We start from the raw sequence: 15335 nt of genomic DNA, 5'->3' as shown, positions 1-15335 counted from the left end.
CGAGCACGCGGAACGGGGCCGGACCAGGCGGTCCGGCCCCGTTCACCGCGTTTACCGGACCCGGTGGGCGCCTTGGGCGGCGCGGGCCACGAAGACGCGCGGGACGGGCAGCCCGGCCTGGGCCGCCGCGCTGATGACCGCGTCCTCGACCTTGCCGGCCGCGGCCGCCTCGACGAGGGCGATCGCGGAGCCGCCGAAGCCGCCGCCGGTCATGCGGGCCCCGAGGGCCCCGGCGCCGATCGCGGCGTCCACCGCGGTGTCGAGCTCGACCGAGGAGACCTCGTAGTCGTCGCGCAGCGAGACGTGCGAGGCGGTGAGCAGGTCGCCGATCCCGGCGACGCGCCCGGTCCGCAGGATCTCCACGGTCTTGAGCACGCGGTCGTTCTCGGTGACCACGTGGTGCATCCGCTTGTTGAGCTGGTCGTCGTCGAGCTTCGCGTGGCGCGGCGCGTCGCGCAGGGAGGCGACCCCGAGCTGGCGGGCGGCCTCCTCGCAGTCGGCGCGGCGGGCCGCGTACTCGCCGTCGGCGTGGCGGTGCGGGGCCTGCGTGTCGACCACGAGCATCGCCAGGCCCTCGGCCGCGAGGTCGAACGGGACCTGCTCGCGGGAGAGGTCGCGGCAGTCCATGAACATGACGTGCCCGGCTTCGCACAGCAGCGAGGCGGACTGGTCGAGCACGCCCGTGGGCGCGCCGACGTACTCGTTCTCGGCCTTCTGCGCGATGCGCGCGGCCTCGCCGCGGTCGATCTCGTGGCCGTACAGGTCCGCGAGCGCGATGAGGACGGCGCACTCGACGGCGGCCGAGGAGGAGAGGCCGCCGCCCACCGGCACGTCCGAGTGCAGGGCGATCCGGGCGGGCCCGACCAGGAAGCCGGACTCGTTGAGCGCCCAGGCGGTCCCGGCGAGGTACGCGGCCCAGCCCTCGACGCCGTCGAGTTCGGTGGCGCGCACGGTCTCGCCGTTGCCGTAGGTGGAGTGGAAGGACCACTCCTCGGCCCGGGAGGCGGCGACGGCGGCGTAGAACGGCAGCGCGAAGGGCATCACGAAGCCGTCGTTGTAGTCGGTGTGCTCGCCGATGAGGTTGACGCGGCCCGGAGCGGCCCAGAGGCCCTCGGGCTCCTCGCCGTGCGCGTCGCGGAAGGCCGCGGCGGCGGTCTCGGCGAGTTCGAGGGCGTGGGGGTCGGGGTCAGTTGCGGGCATGCTGGTAGTACTCCCAGGCGTCGGCGACCATGCGGTCGAGGGCGTCGCGGCTGGGCTTCCAGCCGAGTTCGTGCTTGGCGCGCTCGGAGGAGGCGACGAGCTCCGCGGGGTCGCCGGCGCGGCGGGGGCCCGTGCGCACCGGGAAGTCGGTCCCGGTGACCTCCTTGACGGTGGCGACGACCTCCTTGTTGGAGAAGCCGTTGCCGTTGCCGAGGTTGTAGATCTTGTGCTCCCCGGCGGCGGCCGCGCCGAGGGCGAGCAGGTGGGCCTCGGCGAGGTCGGCGACGTGGATGTAGTCGCGGACGCAGGTCCCGTCCGGGGTCGGGTAGTCGTCGCCGAAGATCGCGAACGAGTCGCGGCGGCCGGAGGCGGCATCGAACGCGATGGGGATGATGTGGGTCTCGGGCTCGTGGTTCTCGCCGTGCCAGGTCCCGCTCAGGTCCCGGTAGGCGCCGACGACGTTGAAGTAGCGCAGGGAGACCGCGGCGAGCCCGTGGGCGGTGGCCTCGGACTGGATGGCCATGTCGCTGGAGAGCTTCGTGGCGCCGTACGTGGAGGTGGGGGCCTTGACGGCCTCCTCCTTGATGGGCACTTCGAGGGGGTTGCCGTAGACGGCGGCGGTGGAGGAGAACACGAGGGTCCGCACGCCCGCGTCGCGCATGGCGGCCAGGAGCGCGAACGTGCCGTTGGTGTTGGCCTCCCAGTAGATCTCGGGCTTCTCCATGGACTCGCCCGCGGCGATGAGCCCGGCGAAGTGGAGGACGCCGTCGAAGGAGCCGTCGAGGACCTCCGCGACCTGCTGCACGGACTTGCGCACCAGATCGGCCCCGGCGGGGACGCGCTCGGCGGCGCCGGTCGAGCAGTCGTCGAGGACGACGACCTCGTGGCCCGCTTCGAGCAGCATCGTGGCGACGATCGAGCCGATGTAGCCGGCGCCGCCGGTCACGAGGTATTTCACAGTGCCCCCTTGAGCATGTCTGCGGCCGTCTCGGGTCCGAGGTCGTGGACCCATCCGCCCATCACGGACTCCGAGGAGGCCAGGAACTTCACTTTGCCCGCCCCGCGGCGGATCGAAACCAGTTCGAGGCGCAGGCGCCCCAGTTCGCGGTCCTCGGCGACCGGAGCCTGGTGCCACCCGGCCATGTACGGCATCTGCTCGCCAGGGTAGGCGTTGTCGCAGCGCTTGAGGACCTCCAGGTACAGCGGCGCGAACGCGTCGATGTACTCCTCGGGCAGCTCGGTGAGGTCGGCGAAGCGCGCGTTCGGGTAGACGTGGACCTCGAAGGGCCAGCGGGCCGCGTACGGGGTGAAGGCGGTCCAGTGGTCGTTCTCGGCGATGACGCGGGGGCCGCGGCGCTCGGACTCCAGGATGTCGTCGAACAGGTCGCGGCCGGTGGCGGCGCGGTGGCGGCGGTTCGCGTCCAGGTGCCTGCGGGTCTGCGGGGTCACGTACGGGTAGCCGTAGATCTGCCCGTGCGGGTGGTGGAGGGTCACGCCGATCTCGACGCCGCGGTTCTCGAACGGGAAGACCTGGGCGATGTCGCCGCGCGCCGAGAGGGCGGCGGTGCGCTGGGCCTGGGCCCGCACGATGAGCGCGACCCGCTCGGGGCCGAGGTCGGCCAGGGACGCGTCGTGGTCGTCGGAGAAGACGACGACCTCGCAGCGGCCGGAGGCCGGGACGGCGGTCTCCATGCCGGCGACCGCGGCGGGCGGCAGCGGACCGGGCTCGGAGAATCCCCCGAACGAGGGAAAGCGGTTCTCGAAGACGGCGACCTCGTAGTCCGGGGCGGGGACCTCGGTGAGGTCGTCGCCGCCGGAGGGGCACAGCGGGCAGGCGACGGGGAGCAGGGGGCGGCTGGACCGCCCGGCCGAGACGGCCACCCACTCGTCGCGGAGCACGTCGTACCGGATCTCCCCGGCGCTGACCCGGTCGCCCAGGTCGCGCTTGTCGGCGAACGAGGCGCGCCCGGCGCCCGGCGTGGTGTTGAAGTAGAGGATCTGGCGGCCGTCGGCGAGGCCGCCGGTCTCCAAGTGGAACGCGCTCATGGTCTCTTCTCGGTGTGGGTTCGCTTGGCGGGGCCGTGCGGCTCCGCGGCCGGGACCGGTGCGAGCACGACCTGGTCGACGTGCGCGCCGAGGGCCCGGCGGGCCTCCTCGTCGAGGAGGGAGTCGGTGACGACGACGTCCGCGTCCGCGAGGGACGCGATGGTGGCGATGCCGACGACGTCGAACTTGGTGTGGTCGGCCACGACCACGAGGCGCCGGCCCTTGGAGGCGAGCGTGGAGACGGTCTCGGCCTCGAGGAGGTTCGGGGTGGTGAACCCGGCCCGCTCGGACATGCCGTGGACGCCGAGGAACACGGTGTCGACGTTGACCTTCTCCAGGGAGGCGACGGCGAAGGGGCCCACGAGCGCGTCGGAGGGGGTGCGGACGCCGCCGGTGAGGATGACGGTCTGGTCGGGGCGCCCGGCCCGGTAGAACACGTCGGCGACCGGGACGGAGTTGGTGACCACGGTGAGGTCGGCGACGTCGGTGAGGCGGTGCGCGAGGGTCCAGGTGGTGGTCCCGGCGGAGAGGGCGATGGCCTGGCCGGGCCCGACGAGGGTCGCGGCGGCGTCGGCGATGGCCTGCTTCTCGGGCTCCTGGCGGACCTGCTTGACGGCGAAGCCGGGCTCGGAGGTGGAGCCGAAGTCGACCGCGGTCGCGCCGCCGTGGACCTTGGCGACCAGCCCGCGCTCGGCGAGGGTCTCCAGGTCGCGGCGGATGGTCATGTCCGACACGCCGAACTCCTCGACCAGCTCGGCCACGCGGACCGCCCCGGTCCGGTGGACGCGCTCGGCGATCCGGCTCTGTCGCTGCTGCGCCAGCATCGGCGGCTCTCCTTCCGATCCTGTCTTCCGATCAAGATCAAACACAATTGAACATCAGGATCGGCCGGGCCGCAATACCGGGTGGCCGCCCGATCGGCCCGGATGTCAGAATCGGTCCATGACCACTGCCGACCGCAAGCCCCGCGTCCTCTCCGGGATCCAGCCCACCTCGGACTCGTTCCACCTCGGGAACTACCTGGGCGCGCTGCGGCAGTGGGTGGCCCTCCAGGACGTCGCGGACGCCTTCTACATGGTCGTCGACCTCCACGCGATCACCGTCGAGCACGAGCCGAAGGTATTGCACGAGCGCTCGCGGGTGAGCGCCGCGCAGCTCATGGCCCTGGGCGTCGACCCCGAGCGGTCCGCCCTGTTCGTGCAGTCCCAGGTCCCCGAGCACCCGATGCTCGCCTGGATCATGGGCGCCCAGACCGGGTTCGGCGAGGCCGGCCGCATGACCCAGTTCAAGGACAAGTCCGCCAAACAAGAACGAACAACGGTGGGGCTGTTCACCTATCCGATCCTCCAGGCCGCCGACATCCTGCTGTACCAGACCGACCAGGTCCCGGTCGGCGAGGACCAGCGCCAGCACCTGGAGCTGACCCGCGACCTCGCGATCCGGTTCAACGGCACGTACGGGCAGACGTTCACCGTCCCCGACGCCTACATCGTCAAGGAGACCGCGACGATCAAGGACCTCGCCGAGCCCGAGAAGAAGATGTCGAAGTCCTCGGCCAGCCCGCGCGGGTGCGTCTACCTGCTCGACGAGCCGAACCAGATGCGCAAGAAGATCAAGAGCGCCGTCACCGACTCCGACGCCGAGGTCCGCTACGACCCCGAGCGCAAGCCGGGCGTGTCGAACCTGATGAACATCTACGCGGCCCTCGGGAGCACCACGCTCGACAAGATCGAGGCGGAGTACGCCGGCCGCGGGTACGGGGACTTCAAGGGCGACCTCGCCGAGGTCGTCGCCGACTCCCTCGGCCCGATCGCGGCCCGCACCAAGGAGTACCTGGCCGACCGGGCCGAGCTCGACCGGATCCTCGCCAAGGGCGCCGAGAAGGCCCGGCAGGTCGCCTCGCGCACGCTCGCCAAGGCGTACAAGAAGATCGGGTTCTTTCCGCCGGTGGCACTTTAGTGGATGCGGGCGCGGCGCCGGTGGGGAAGCCGCCGACCGTGACCGTGGGCGTCGCCATCCCGGTGCCCGCGCCCTGGGGCGACCTCCTGGACCGGGCCCGGCTCGCCTCCGGCGACCCGCTCGGCGGGATCGTCCCCGCGCACCTGACGCTGCTGGGGCCCACCGAGATGCCGCGGGCCGCGCTCCCGGCGTTCGGCGAGCACCTGGCGTCGGTGGCCGCCGCGTGCCCGGCGTTCGACCTGCACCTGCGCGGCACCGGCTCGTTCCGGCCGGTCACCGAGGTGGTGTTCGTGGCCGTGGTCGACGGCATCGCCGTGTGCGAGCAGTTGGAGTCCGCGATCCGCAGCGGCCCGGCCGCGCGCGAGCGGACGTTCCCGTACCACCCGCACATCACGATCGCCCACAACGTGAGCACCGAGGCCCTGGACCGGGCGTTCAACGCGCTCGCGGGCTTCGAGGCGAAGTTCCGGGTCGAGTCGTTCACGCTCTACACGCACCCGAACCCGGGGGCGTGGAGCTTCGAGACCCTGGCCGGGGCCCCGGTCCCGTGGACCCCGAGAGGCGTCTTCCCGCTCGGCGGTTGAGCCCGCACCGCACTGGCCGATACATTGTCGACATGGGGACGCTCTTCATTCGAACCGACGCGGCAATGGACCAGGCGATCGCCGCGCTGACCGCGGCCGGCCGTACGAAGACCGAGGCCGTTCGATACGCGCTCCTTGAGACCTACCGCCGCCGATCCCTCGTCGAGCTGGCGAGCGCCGACGCCGACCGGCTCCTCGACGATCCGGAAGACCGTGCCGAGATGCTGGCGATCCAGCGCTACATGGGAGTTCTGGGCCCGGAAGCGTGATCGCGGCGTTGCCGTGCGGGACTTGGCCGCCGGGCGGGGCCCGGCGGCGGGAGCGGCCTAGAAGTCGAAGAGGTCCTCGAAGACGCTCTTGCGCTTCTTCTTCTTGTAGTGGTAGTCGTCGCCGTGGTGGCGGCGGTCGTCGTAGTGGTCGTCGCGGCGCCGGTCGTCGTAGCGGCGGTCATCGTGCCGCCGGTCGTCATGGCGCCGGTCGTCGTAGCGCTGCTCGCGCGGCGGAGGGCCGGCGGGCGCGGCGGCGGGCGGGCCCGCGTGGAACTTCGACTCGAAGTTCATGAGGTGCTCGAGTTCACCGCGGTCGAGGAAAATGCCCTTGCATTCGGAGCACTGCTCGACGACGACGCCGTTCCGCTCGTACTGGTGCATCGGGTTCTGACATTTCGGACAGAGCATCTGCATCATGACAACAACCTATCGTGGATCGGCCATGTATGCCCAACCGGAGGCGGGCGCCCCGGCTGTGAGTTCTCATAGCTAGAGCGCCCGATGACGGCGAATTAATGGGTGAAGTGCCGCGTTCCGGTCAGATACATCGTGACGCCCGCTTCCTTGGCGGCGGCGATCACTTCCTCGTCGCGCACCGACCCGCCGGGCTGGACGACGGCTTTGACACAGGCGTCGGCGAGGATCTGGAACCCGTCGGGGAACGGGAAGAACGCGTCGGAGGACGCGACCGATCCCGCGGCGCGCTCGGCGCCGGCCCGCTCGACGGCGAGCTTCGCGGAGTCGACGCGGTTGACCTGGCCCATGCCGACGCCCACGGAGGCGCCGCCGGAGGCGAGGAGGATCGCGTTGGACTTGACGGAGCGGACCGCGCGCCACGCGAACTCGAGGTCGGCGAGGGTCGCGTCGTCGGCGGGCTCGCCGGCGGCGAGGGTCCAGTTCGCGGGCGAGTCGCCGTCGGCGTCGACGCGGTCGGGCCGCTGGGCGAGGACGCCGCCGGAGATCGGCTTGAGCTCGATCGCGGCGGGGGTCCACTCGGGGGCGCGCAGCAGGCGCAGGTTCTTCTTGGCCGACAGGATCGCCACGGCCTCGTCGGTGAACGAGGGGGCGACGACGACCTCGGTGAAGATCTCGGCGATCTGCGCGGCGGCCTCGGCGTCGACCTCGGCGTTCGCGGCGATGACGCCGCCGAAGGCGCTGAGCGGGTCGCACGCGTGGGCCTTGCGGTGGGCCTCGGCGATCGAGGCGCCGGTGGCGATGCCGCACGGGTTGGCGTGCTTGATGATCGCGACGGTGGGCGCGGAGAAGTCGTGCGCGGCGCGCCAGGCGGCGTCGGCGTCGGTGTAGTTGTTGAAGCTCATGGCCTTGCCGTGGAGCTGCTCGGCCTGCGCGAGGCCGGGCGCGCCCGGGACGGCGTAGACGGCGGCGTCCTGGTGCGGGTTCTCGCCGTAGCGCAGGTCCGCGAGCTTCGCTGCGGGCAGCGCGAGGAAGTCCCCGAGGCCAGTCCCGGCCTGCTCGGCGAGCCAGGTGGCGACGGCCGCGTCGTAGGTGGCGAGGTGCGCGAACGCCTTGGCGGCCAGGCGGAGGCGTTCCTCGGCGGTGGTGCCCTGCTTGGCGGCGTCGCGGAGCCACGAGTAGTCGGCGGGGTCGACGACGACCGCGACGTTGGCGTGGTTCTTGGAGGCGCCGCGGACCATCGAGGGCCCGCCGACGTCGATCTTCTCGACGATGTCGTCGAAGCCCGCGCCGGTGGCGACGGTCTCCTGGAACGGGTACAGGTTGCCCACGAGCAGGTCGAACGCCTCGATGCCGAGCTCGGCGAGCTCGTCGCGGTGGGACTCGCGGCGCACGTCCGCGAGCAGCCCGGCGTGGACCTTCGGGTGGAGGGTCTTGACGCGGTCGTCGAGGATCTCGGGGAACCCGGTCAGGTCCTCGACCTTGGTGACGGGGATGCCGGCCTCGGCGATGCGCGCCGCGGTCGATCCGGTGGAGACGAGCTCGACGCCGGCGGCGTGGAGGTCGCGGGCGAGGTCGATGACGCCGGTCTTGTCGAAGACCGAGACGAGGGCCCGCTTGATGAGCTTCCGCTCAGACATGGATGCACTGCTCCTGGTTCTAGATGACTGCGGCCCAGGCGTTCGACCGCAGTAACAGGTTCAGCAGTGCCGCTCCCTGGTGGTACTCCACCCGTGGCGTCTTCTGAAGGTCTCCCCTCAACAACGAGCTGCCCGGTCCGTGCCACGGGAAACCTCGAAAGACGTCACTCGCCAGTCGCGACCAGCCGAGCGTAACACGCCCGGTTCGGGTTCCGGCCCGGCCGACTCGCGTGAGCGCCGCCACCACGGGCGGGACGCGAGGGCCGCCAGGACCGCCCCGGCGGCGTTCATGAGGGCGTCGTCGACCGAGACGACCCGGCCGGTCAGGAGCGTGAACTGGAGCGCTTCGAGGGTGACGGCGGCGACCAGTGCACCGGCCGCGACGGCGCCGAGGCCGATCCGGAACCGGACCGGCAAGAAGAACCCGGCGGCGGCGAACACGAAGAGGTTGCCGGCCAGCTGCTCCACGATGGTGCGCGGGGAGGCGCCCGCGAGGTCGGCGAGGTCCACGAGCGGGATGAGCTGGAGGGCGTTCGCCCCTTCGCGGGAGGTGAGGCCGAGGAACAGCAGCGGCACGGAGCCGACGACGGCGCCGACCTCGGCGAGGGAGTGGAGCCATGCCTCGCGCCTGGGCCGGCCGAGGCGGACGCGCCGGGCCGCGAGCGCCCAGGCGGCGCCGAACGCGAACGGCAGCAGGGCGAAGGCGATGTAGAGGGTGTTCGCTTCGAGGGCGTTGACGGCGAGGGGTGCGTCCATGGCGGCGATGCTAGCCGAGGCGGACGCGGCGCCCTTCGACCTTCCAGCCGTCGCGCATCATGCGGCCGACGGCCTCGACGAGCTGGGCCCGCTCGGCCTCTTTGATGCGCTCGGTCAGGGTCTCGACGGTGTCGTCGTCCTCGACCGGGACGGCGCACTGGGCCACGACCGGGCCGGTGTCGACACCGGAGTCGCAGATGAAGAGGGTCGCGCCCGCGATCTTGACGCCGGCGGCGAGGGCCTCGCCGGGGCCGTTCATGCCGGGGAAGGCCGGGAGCAGCGAGTTGTGGGTGTTGACGTAGCGGCCGGGGAACGCGGCGAGGAAGCGCGGCCCGCAGAGCTTGAGGAACCCGGCGGAGACGACGAGGTCGGGCTCGTGGGAGGCGACCTCGGCGGTGAGCGCGGCGTCCCACTCGTCGCGGGTGGCGTAGTCCTTGACCTTGTGCACGAAGGTCGGCACGCCGAGCTTCGCGGCGCGCTCGGCGCCGTACGTGCCGTCGCGGTCGGCGCCGACGGCGACCACTTCGGCCCCGTAGGCGGGGTCGGCGCAGGCGTCGAGCAGGGCCTGGAGGTTCGATCCGGAGCCGGAGACGAGCACGACGATTCGGGCCACGGCGACGCCTGCGGAGCCGTAAGTTTGCACAGCGGTCACGGGTGACACGGTAACGCGTCGTCGCGGCCGGGCGCGGGTTCGGGGATGACCACCGTGTCCCTGCGCACGAGCTCGGCTTCGGCGGCGCGGCGGTGGACGGCGAAGAGGCGCGCGATGAGGGCGGCGCCGACGAGGCCGATGAGGAACTGGACGCCGGAGATCCCGGCGACCGCGAGCGGGTCGGGCCCGAGGTCGGCGAGGAGGTCGCGCCCGGCGGCGCCGCCGGAGAGGTACGCGAGGAGGCCGAGGACGAGGGCCGCGGTGGCGGCGGCGACGATCGAGGCGGTGGTGACGCGCGGCAGCCGCAGGTCCGGGGACCGGTACGTGAGGATCACGCCGAACACGGCCGCGAGCATGAGCGGCAGGCCGACCAGGACCGTGGCGTAGTCGGGCAGGGGCGCGTTGGGGACCGCCGCGAACACGGGGAACGCCGGGAGCGGCCCGAGTTCGATGAGCTCGGTCTGGACGGCCGTGCCCGCGCCGACGGCGAAGCCGGGCCCGGCGATGTAGGCGACGGCCCACACGGCGAGGTTCGGCAGGTACAGGAGGCTGAGCAGGGCCACGATCCAGGAGGCGTTCCCGTAGAGGCCGAGCGTGTCGGCGACGACGGGCCCGCGGACGGCGAACGCGGCGCCGGTGGCGGCGGCCCCGAACGCGAGGAGGGCCCCGGCGGTGATCATCCCCGTGCGCAGGCCCCGGCGCAGCCACACCGAGGCGGTGGCCCACGGCAGGACCCCGGCCTCGCGGGCCGCGCCGAACGCGGTGGCGGCGGCGACGAGCGGGACGGCGTGGAGGAGCGCGGGGAGCATGTCGGCGTCGAAGGGCCCGCGCGAGGAGAGCGCGGCGGCCGCGGCGACGAGTCCGGTGTAGAGGATCGTGACGAGCCCGGCGGCGGCGCGGACGGCGGCGGCGTCGCGCCCGCCGATGGCCCGGGTGGTCCCGGCGGCGGCCTTCGCGAGGCGCCAGGCGATGAGGACGGTGAGCGCGAGCGGGGCCACGCTCAGGTGCATCGGTCCGATGTCGACGGGCACGCCGTGCCCGGAGAGCCAGGCGGTCCCGGCCGCGGCGGCGACAACGGCGACCGAGCCCTGGGCCCCGGCCTGCCACCAGCCGAGGATGACGCACACCAGGATCGGCGTGAAGATCGTTGTGGCGCACCAGACCGTGGTCGCCAGCGCGGAGGCGAGGAGCGCTCGCGGGCGGGCGGGGCGGCGGCGGGTGCCGGTGTCGAGGACCTCGGTCTCGCGGTCGGTCTCGCGCTGCCTGGGGGCGGTCCCGCCGGCGCCGATGCGCACGGTGTCGCGCTGCGCGGACCCTGGCCGGCCAGGGCGTCGGTTCGGTCGTCGCTCCACGCCGACCAGTCTGTCACAAGGGGGCACGGGGAGCACGGTTCCCATGACGGGCCGCCCGGTGCGAGGATGGGTCGGTGCCCGGTCGCAGGGACCGGGCCCGGAGGAGGCGGCACATGGAGGGTCCGGGCGACTTCTACGCCACGGTGGACGTCGAGGAGGTCGTGGACGGTGACACGTTCCGCGCCTACGTCGGCGGCGAGAAGATCCGGGTGCGGATCATGGGCATCAACTCCCCCGAGTCCGGCGGGTTCCGCGACGAGGAGGACTGGGGCGCCGAGGCGAAGGTCTACGCGAAGGACAAGTTGGAGGGCCGCACGGTCACGCTGTTCACCGACCCGGGCGACCCGATGTTCGACCAGTACGACCGGCTGCTCGCGCACGTGGTGATGGAGAACGGCATGAACTACGCCGTTCTGGCGGTGGCCGAGGGGATGGCGCACACGTACATCCTGCGGCACCAGGAGCTGACGATCGGCGACACGCTGCGCAAGGCCGAGCGCCTCGCGAAGGGCGAGCGCCGGGGCATGTGGAAGGCCCTCCAGGAAGGCGAATAGCCTCCGAAGGGACCGACGAATAGCCTCCGGGGGACTGCCGAATAGCCTCCGGAGGGACCGACGAATAGCCTCCGAAGGGACTGGCCGATAGCCCCCAGAGGGGCCATCGGCCGGGTGCGGTCAGAGCGCCGACGAGGTCTGGACGTCGGTCTCGTCGGGCGCGGGCTCGCGCCCGTACATCCACAACTGCACGGCCGCGCCGAGCGCGCCGCCGACGAGCGGGGCGACGATGAACACCCACACGTGCTCCAGCGGTGCGCCGCCGGCGAACAGGGCCGGGCCGAGCGAGCGGGCCGGGTTGACCGAGGTGCCGGTGAGCGGCAGGCCCACGAGGTGGATGATCGCGAGCACCAGGCCGATGGCGGCGCCGGCGGCGGGCGTGGCGCCCTTCTTGCCGGTGACGGCGAGGACGGTGAACACGAGCAGGAACGTCAGCAGGGCCTCGATGACGATCGCGCCGGTGAGGTTGACGGTGGCGCCGTAGTCGTTGGCGCCGAGGGCCCCGGTCCGGTCGGTGACGTCGCCGGCGGTGGTCATGAACTTCAGGGCCGCGGCGGCGGCGATGCCGCCGGCGAACTGGGCGATCCAGTAGCCGACCGCGGTGCCGGCGTCGACGCGGCCGGCGAGGAGCGCGCCGAGCGTGACGGCGGGGTTGACGTGGCAGCCCGAGACCGGGCCGACCGCGTAGGCGAGCGCGAAGAGGACGAGGCCGAACGCGAAGGCGACGCCGACGAAGCCGATCGCTTCCCCGTCGATGCCGTAGACCGCCGCGCCGACGGCGAAGAAGACCAGGCAGAAGGTGCCGACCAGCTCGGCCCAGATCGCGCGCATGACGTCCCCCTTTGAAACCGTTTCCTACGTCTGTCCCAGAGGATGGCAGGATCCGCGGTCCTTTGTGAGCGTTTCTGCGCTATTCGGACGGTCCGGGGTGAGGGCTAGGCGCGTTCGAGGTAGTGGAGGACGGCGGCCACGCGCCGGTCGGTCTGGTCGTCGGGGGTGAGCCCGAACTTGAGGAAGATGTTGCGGATGTGCTTGTGGACGGCGTTCTCGGTGATGAACAGCCGCTGCGCGATCGCCCCGTTGCCCAGGCCCTCGGCCATGACCGACAGGACCTCCTTCTCGCGCGGGGTCAGGCGCTCGACGGGGTCGTCGGCGCGGCGCTGCGCGAACAGCTGCGCGACCACCTCGGGGTCGATGGCGGTGCCCCCGCCCGCGACCCGGTGCAGGGCCTCCACGAACGCGTCGACGCGGCCGACCCGCTCCTTGAGGAGGTACCCGACGCTGCGGGCGCCGTCGGCGAGGAGGTCGGTCGCGAAGGACTGCTCCACGTAGGCGGAGAGGACGAGGACCGCCAGGCCCGGGTGGGCGCGGCGGGCCGCGACGGCGGCCTTGATGCCCTCGTCGGTGTGGGTCGGCGGCATGCGGACGTCGACGACGGCGACGTCGGGGCGGTGCTCCTCGACCGCGGCGAGGAACGCGGCGGGGTCGCCCACGGAGGCGACGACCTCGAAGCCCTCCCCGCGCAGGACCAGGTTCAGCCCCTCCCGCAGGAGGGTGTCGTCCTCGGCGATCACGATCCGCACGGCAGCTCCACTCTGATCTCGGTCGGCCCACCGGGTGGGCTGGTCACCGTCGCGGTCCCGTCCAGGGCCTCGACGCGGCGCGTGATGCCCGCGAGGCCGGAGCCGGCCCCGGCGTCGGCGCCCCCGCGGCCGTCGTCGGCCACGGTCACGGTGAGCGTATTCCCCCGCCGCCGCACCTCCACCGACGCGCCGGCCGCACGGGAGTGCTTGGCCACGTTGGTGAGCGATTCGGCGACCACGAAGTAGGCGGTGGCCTCGACGCTCGCGGGGCACCGGCCCGGCACGTCGACGTCCACGGTGCACGGCACGGGGCAATCGGAGGCGAGCGCGTTCAGGGCCCCGGCGAGGCCGCGGTCCTCCAGGACCGGCGGCAGGATCGACCGGACGACCGCGCGCAGCTCGGCCAGCGCGTCCTCGACGGTGTCCTGGGCGCGGCCGAGGATGTCCACGGCCCGGTCGGGGTCGCGCGGGATCTCGCGCTTGGCGGCGCCGACGAGGACGGCGACGGCGACGATCCGGTTCTGGGCGCCGTCGTGGAGGGCCCGCTCGATGCGGCGCAGCTCCACGGCGTGCGCGTCGAGGGCGGCGGCGCGGGTCGCGGTCAGGCGGGCGACCCGTTCGGACAGGTCGATGTCGGGGTCGGGCCCGAGGAGGTGGACGCCGGGGCGGGCCTGGAGGTCGAGGAGCTTGGGCCCGAACAGGAGCCAGAGCACGAAGACCGCGATGCCGGTGGCGAAGCCGAGGACGGCGGTGCTCTGGGAGTTCGTCTCGATGAGGCCGTTGAGGATCTGCTGCTCCGAGTCGGGCACGAACGTCCACCACAGCGGGTAGGTGACGTCGCGGACGGAGATGAACGGCATCTGGAGCAGGGTCGCGCCGATGATGAGGCCCCACGTGCCGTGGAGGAACACCCACAGCAGGTCGCGGCGCGCGGACGGGTCGGCGCGGAGTTCGCCGAGGCTCGCGGGCGGGTCGGCGTCGGGGCCCGCGTACGGGGACTCGATCTCGTGGCCGAGGCGGTGGAGGCGGCGGCGTTCGAGGCCGGCGAGGAGCCGGACCCACTGCATCGAGGGGGCGACGAGGACGCGGCCCAGGCCCAGGAGCGAGAGGAACCCGGCGAGCAGCAGGATCGGGATCGTGTAGAGCGCGAGGATGCCGAACCCGGCGCCGACCGCGCCGTACCCGGAGGCGCGCAGGGAGGCGAGGAGGACCTTGCCGAGGCCGTCGCGCCCGTCCCCGTCGGGGCGCAGCTCGGCGGCGAACCACGCCCGCACGCGCTCCCGCCTGCTGATCGCCATCCCGGTGCCTTCCCGTGCCGCGCCCGGCGGCGGTCCCGCCGGGCGTCCGACTCGAAACGTACCCGCGGCGACCGGCGCCGTCGCTACCGCCAGCTGTACCCGGGCCCCGAACCGGGTACTACAGCTGGCTGTACCCGTCCGGTTCCGGTTGTCCCCACCCCTGATCCGGCAGCTGACCGCATTGGAAAGGGACCCCGATCGCCATAGCGTGCAGTGATACCAGGAAACCCGGAGGCACACCCGATGACCACTGTCCTCACCGCTCCCCGCAGACCCGCGGCCACCGGCGCACCGGCGCTGGCGCTGCGGGAGATCTCGAAGACCTACGACGGGGCGCACACCGTCCTCGACCGCGTCAGCCTCGACGTCCCCGGCGGCGCGTTCATCGCCGTCCTGGGCGGCCGCGGGTCCGGCAAGTCGACACTGGTGCACTGCGCCGCGGGCCTCGACGACCCGACCGGCGGGGAGGTCCGCATCGGCGACCGGCGCGTCAACGGCCTCGGCGAGGCCAAGCGGACCCTGCTGCGGCAGGGCCGGATCGGGTTCGTGTTCCAGTCCTTCAACCTGCTGCCCTCGCTCACCGTCGAGGAGAACCTGGCGATGCCGCTGCGCCTCGCCGGGGCCGCGGACGACCGGGACTGGCTGCACCACCTCGCCGAGCGGACCGGGGTCGCGCGGCTCCTGCGGCGCCGACCCGGTGACCTCGCCCCGGTGTTCCAGCAGCGGGCCGCGGTGGCGCGGGCGTTCGCGTCCCGGCCCGACCTGGTCGTGGCCGACGAGCCGACCGGGGCCCTCGACGCGTACGAGGCCGCCGAGGTCCTCGACCTCGTGCGGTCGCTGGTCGACGAGTGGGCGCCGGGCCTGCTCATGGTCACCGGGGACCCGGCCGCGGCCTCCCGGGCGCACGCGACGTTCGCGCTCGAAGGGGCGCGGCTGCGGCCGGTCCTGACCTCCGCGGTCTGATCCGGGGATGCGACAGGGCCCGCCGTCCGGGGGACGGCGGGCCCTGTCGCGCGGGCGGTTTCCTG

Annotated in this window: 16 protein-coding genes, 1 pseudogene and 1 riboswitch; of the genes and pseudogenes, 5 read left to right on the top strand and 12 right to left on the bottom strand. The window is 72.8% G+C overall.

The window, feature by feature from the left end; all coding sequences use genetic code 11:
* Positions 1 to 51: 51 nt before the first annotated feature.
* The 4 genes from galK to BLS99_RS16435 are packed head-to-tail and all read right to left on the bottom strand — an operon-like array spanning position 52 to position 4070.
* Positions 52 to 1200, bottom strand: coding sequence for a galactokinase (gene galK, locus BLS99_RS16450; protein WP_091052107.1), 1149 nt, complete (start codon positions 1198 to 1200; stop codon positions 52 to 54).
* On the bottom strand, positions 1187 to 2212 hold the full coding sequence (galE, locus tag BLS99_RS16445) for a UDP-glucose 4-epimerase GalE (protein ID WP_091052105.1): 1026 nt from the start codon (positions 2210 to 2212) through the stop codon (positions 1187 to 1189). The genes galK and galE overlap by 14 nt, the downstream gene beginning before the upstream one ends.
* Positions 2155 to 3246, bottom strand: coding sequence for a galactose-1-phosphate uridylyltransferase (galT, locus tag BLS99_RS16440; RefSeq protein ID WP_091052103.1), 1092 nt, complete (start codon positions 3244 to 3246; stop codon positions 2155 to 2157). The genes galE and galT overlap by 58 nt, the downstream gene beginning before the upstream one ends.
* Positions 3243 to 4070, bottom strand: coding sequence for a DeoR/GlpR family DNA-binding transcription regulator (locus BLS99_RS16435; RefSeq protein WP_091052100.1), 828 nt, complete (start codon positions 4068 to 4070; stop codon positions 3243 to 3245). The genes galT and BLS99_RS16435 overlap by 4 nt, the downstream gene beginning before the upstream one ends.
* 118 nt (positions 4071 to 4188) lie before the next feature.
* Here BLS99_RS16435 and trpS point away from each other — a divergent pair, with 118 nt between their 5' ends.
* From trpS to BLS99_RS16420, 3 genes are read left to right on the top strand one after another with little or no spacing between them, the layout of a single operon-like run.
* Positions 4189 to 5205, top strand: coding sequence for a tryptophan--tRNA ligase (gene trpS, locus BLS99_RS16430; protein ID WP_091052098.1), 1017 nt, complete (start codon positions 4189 to 4191; stop codon positions 5203 to 5205).
* A 38-nt stretch (positions 5206 to 5243) separates the two neighbouring features.
* On the top strand, positions 5244 to 5789 hold the full coding sequence (locus BLS99_RS16425) for a 2'-5' RNA ligase family protein (protein WP_218126542.1): 546 nt from the start codon (positions 5244 to 5246) through the stop codon (positions 5787 to 5789).
* A gap of 32 nt (positions 5790 to 5821) precedes the next feature.
* Positions 5822 to 6058: a hypothetical protein gene (locus BLS99_RS16420; protein ID WP_218126541.1), complete on the top strand. Its 237-nt coding sequence runs from the start codon at positions 5822 to 5824 to the stop codon at positions 6056 to 6058.
* A gap of 57 nt (positions 6059 to 6115) precedes the next feature.
* Here the strand turns inward: BLS99_RS16420 and BLS99_RS16415 are convergent, their stop codons facing one another.
* From BLS99_RS16415 to BLS99_RS16395, 5 genes and pseudogenes are all read right to left on the bottom strand, one after another.
* Entirely contained in the window at positions 6116 to 6475 is a 360-nt protein-coding gene (locus BLS99_RS16415) for a TFIIB-type zinc ribbon-containing protein (protein ID WP_245712275.1), read from the bottom strand.
* A 95-nt stretch (positions 6476 to 6570) separates the two neighbouring features.
* A complete protein-coding gene (gene purH, locus BLS99_RS16410) occupies positions 6571 to 8112 on the bottom strand; it encodes a bifunctional phosphoribosylaminoimidazolecarboxamide formyltransferase/IMP cyclohydrolase (protein WP_091052094.1) in 1542 nt (513 codons plus the stop codon).
* A gap of 25 nt (positions 8113 to 8137) precedes the next feature.
* Positions 8138 to 8301, bottom strand: a riboswitch (ZMP/ZTP riboswitch).
* A gap of 78 nt (positions 8302 to 8379) precedes the next feature.
* A pseudogene (locus BLS99_RS16405) lies at positions 8380 to 8868 on the bottom strand (VanZ family protein); the annotation flags it as partial.
* 10 nt (positions 8869 to 8878) lie between these two features.
* Entirely contained in the window at positions 8879 to 9511 is a 633-nt protein-coding gene (purN, locus tag BLS99_RS16400) for a phosphoribosylglycinamide formyltransferase (protein WP_091052716.1), read from the bottom strand.
* A gap of 5 nt (positions 9512 to 9516) precedes the next feature.
* Positions 9517 to 10872, bottom strand: coding sequence for a cell division protein PerM (locus tag BLS99_RS16395; protein ID WP_143034837.1), 1356 nt, complete (start codon positions 10870 to 10872; stop codon positions 9517 to 9519).
* 113 nt (positions 10873 to 10985) lie between these two features.
* Between BLS99_RS16395 and BLS99_RS16390 the strand changes: the two genes are divergently transcribed.
* Entirely contained in the window at positions 10986 to 11426 is a 441-nt protein-coding gene (locus BLS99_RS16390) for a thermonuclease family protein (RefSeq protein WP_091052089.1), read from the top strand.
* Positions 11427 to 11546: 120 nt separating this feature from the next.
* Here BLS99_RS16390 and BLS99_RS16385 read toward each other — a convergent pair whose 3' ends face one another.
* The 3 genes from BLS99_RS16385 to BLS99_RS16375 all read right to left on the bottom strand — a co-directional run bounded on the left by BLS99_RS16385 (position 11547) and on the right by BLS99_RS16375 (position 14307).
* Positions 11547 to 12257 carry an MIP/aquaporin family protein gene (locus tag BLS99_RS16385; protein WP_091052088.1) on the bottom strand — a complete coding sequence of 237 codons (711 nt, stop codon included), beginning with the start codon at positions 12255 to 12257 and terminating at the stop codon, positions 11547 to 11549.
* Between the two features lie 104 nt (positions 12258 to 12361).
* Positions 12362 to 13009: a response regulator transcription factor gene (locus BLS99_RS16380; protein ID WP_091052086.1), complete on the bottom strand. Its 648-nt coding sequence runs from the start codon at positions 13007 to 13009 to the stop codon at positions 12362 to 12364.
* The gene (locus BLS99_RS16375) at positions 12997 to 14307 is read right to left on the bottom strand and encodes a sensor histidine kinase (RefSeq protein ID WP_091052084.1); all 1311 of its coding nucleotides are present in this window, start codon (positions 14305 to 14307) and stop codon (positions 12997 to 12999) included. The genes BLS99_RS16380 and BLS99_RS16375 overlap by 13 nt, the downstream gene beginning before the upstream one ends.
* A gap of 243 nt (positions 14308 to 14550) precedes the next feature.
* Here BLS99_RS16375 and BLS99_RS16370 point away from each other — a divergent pair, with 243 nt between their 5' ends.
* Positions 14551 to 15270, top strand: coding sequence for an ABC transporter ATP-binding protein (locus tag BLS99_RS16370; RefSeq protein WP_091052082.1), 720 nt, complete (start codon positions 14551 to 14553; stop codon positions 15268 to 15270).
* The last annotated feature ends 65 nt before the right edge of the window (positions 15271 to 15335 follow it).

The sequence above is a fragment of the Glycomyces sambucus genome (assembly GCF_900102815.1).
Taxonomy (GTDB): Bacteria; Actinomycetota; Actinomycetes; order Mycobacteriales; family Micromonosporaceae; genus Glycomyces; species Glycomyces sambucus.
Note: the sequence above shows the minus strand (reverse complement) of the source record. Positions and strands in the feature narration are given on the sequence as shown.

What these genes read in the sequence shown, in the direction of transcription:
- galT (WP_091052103.1), bottom strand. Translation starts at nt 3,246, where the DNA reads ATGAGCGCGTTCCACTTGGAGACCGGCGGCCTCGCCGACGGCCGCCAG.
- galK (WP_091052107.1), bottom strand. Translation starts at nt 1,200, where the DNA reads ATGCCCGCAACTGACCCCGACCCCCACGCCCTCGAACTCGCCGAGACC.
- purH (WP_091052094.1), bottom strand. Translation starts at nt 8,112, where the DNA reads ATGTCTGAGCGGAAGCTCATCAAGCGGGCCCTCGTCTCGGTCTTCGAC.
- BLS99_RS16375 (WP_091052084.1), bottom strand. Translation starts at nt 14,307, where the DNA reads ATGGCGATCAGCAGGCGGGAGCGCGTGCGGGCGTGGTTCGCCGCCGAG.
- BLS99_RS16390 (WP_091052089.1), top strand. Translation starts at nt 10,986, where the DNA reads ATGGAGGGTCCGGGCGACTTCTACGCCACGGTGGACGTCGAGGAGGTC.
- galE (WP_091052105.1), bottom strand. Translation starts at nt 2,212, where the DNA reads ATGGGTCCACGACCTCGGACCCGAGACGGCCGCAGACATGCTCAAGGG.
- BLS99_RS16370 (WP_091052082.1), top strand. Translation starts at nt 14,551, where the DNA reads ATGACCACTGTCCTCACCGCTCCCCGCAGACCCGCGGCCACCGGCGCA.
- BLS99_RS16435 (WP_091052100.1), bottom strand. Translation starts at nt 4,070, where the DNA reads ATGCTGGCGCAGCAGCGACAGAGCCGGATCGCCGAGCGCGTCCACCGG.
- BLS99_RS16420 (WP_218126541.1), top strand. Translation starts at nt 5,822, where the DNA reads ATGGGGACGCTCTTCATTCGAACCGACGCGGCAATGGACCAGGCGATC.
- trpS (WP_091052098.1), top strand. Translation starts at nt 4,189, where the DNA reads ATGACCACTGCCGACCGCAAGCCCCGCGTCCTCTCCGGGATCCAGCCC.
- BLS99_RS16385 (WP_091052088.1), bottom strand. Translation starts at nt 12,257, where the DNA reads ATGCGCGCGATCTGGGCCGAGCTGGTCGGCACCTTCTGCCTGGTCTTC.
- BLS99_RS16415 (WP_245712275.1), bottom strand. Translation starts at nt 6,475, where the DNA reads ATGATGCAGATGCTCTGTCCGAAATGTCAGAACCCGATGCACCAGTAC.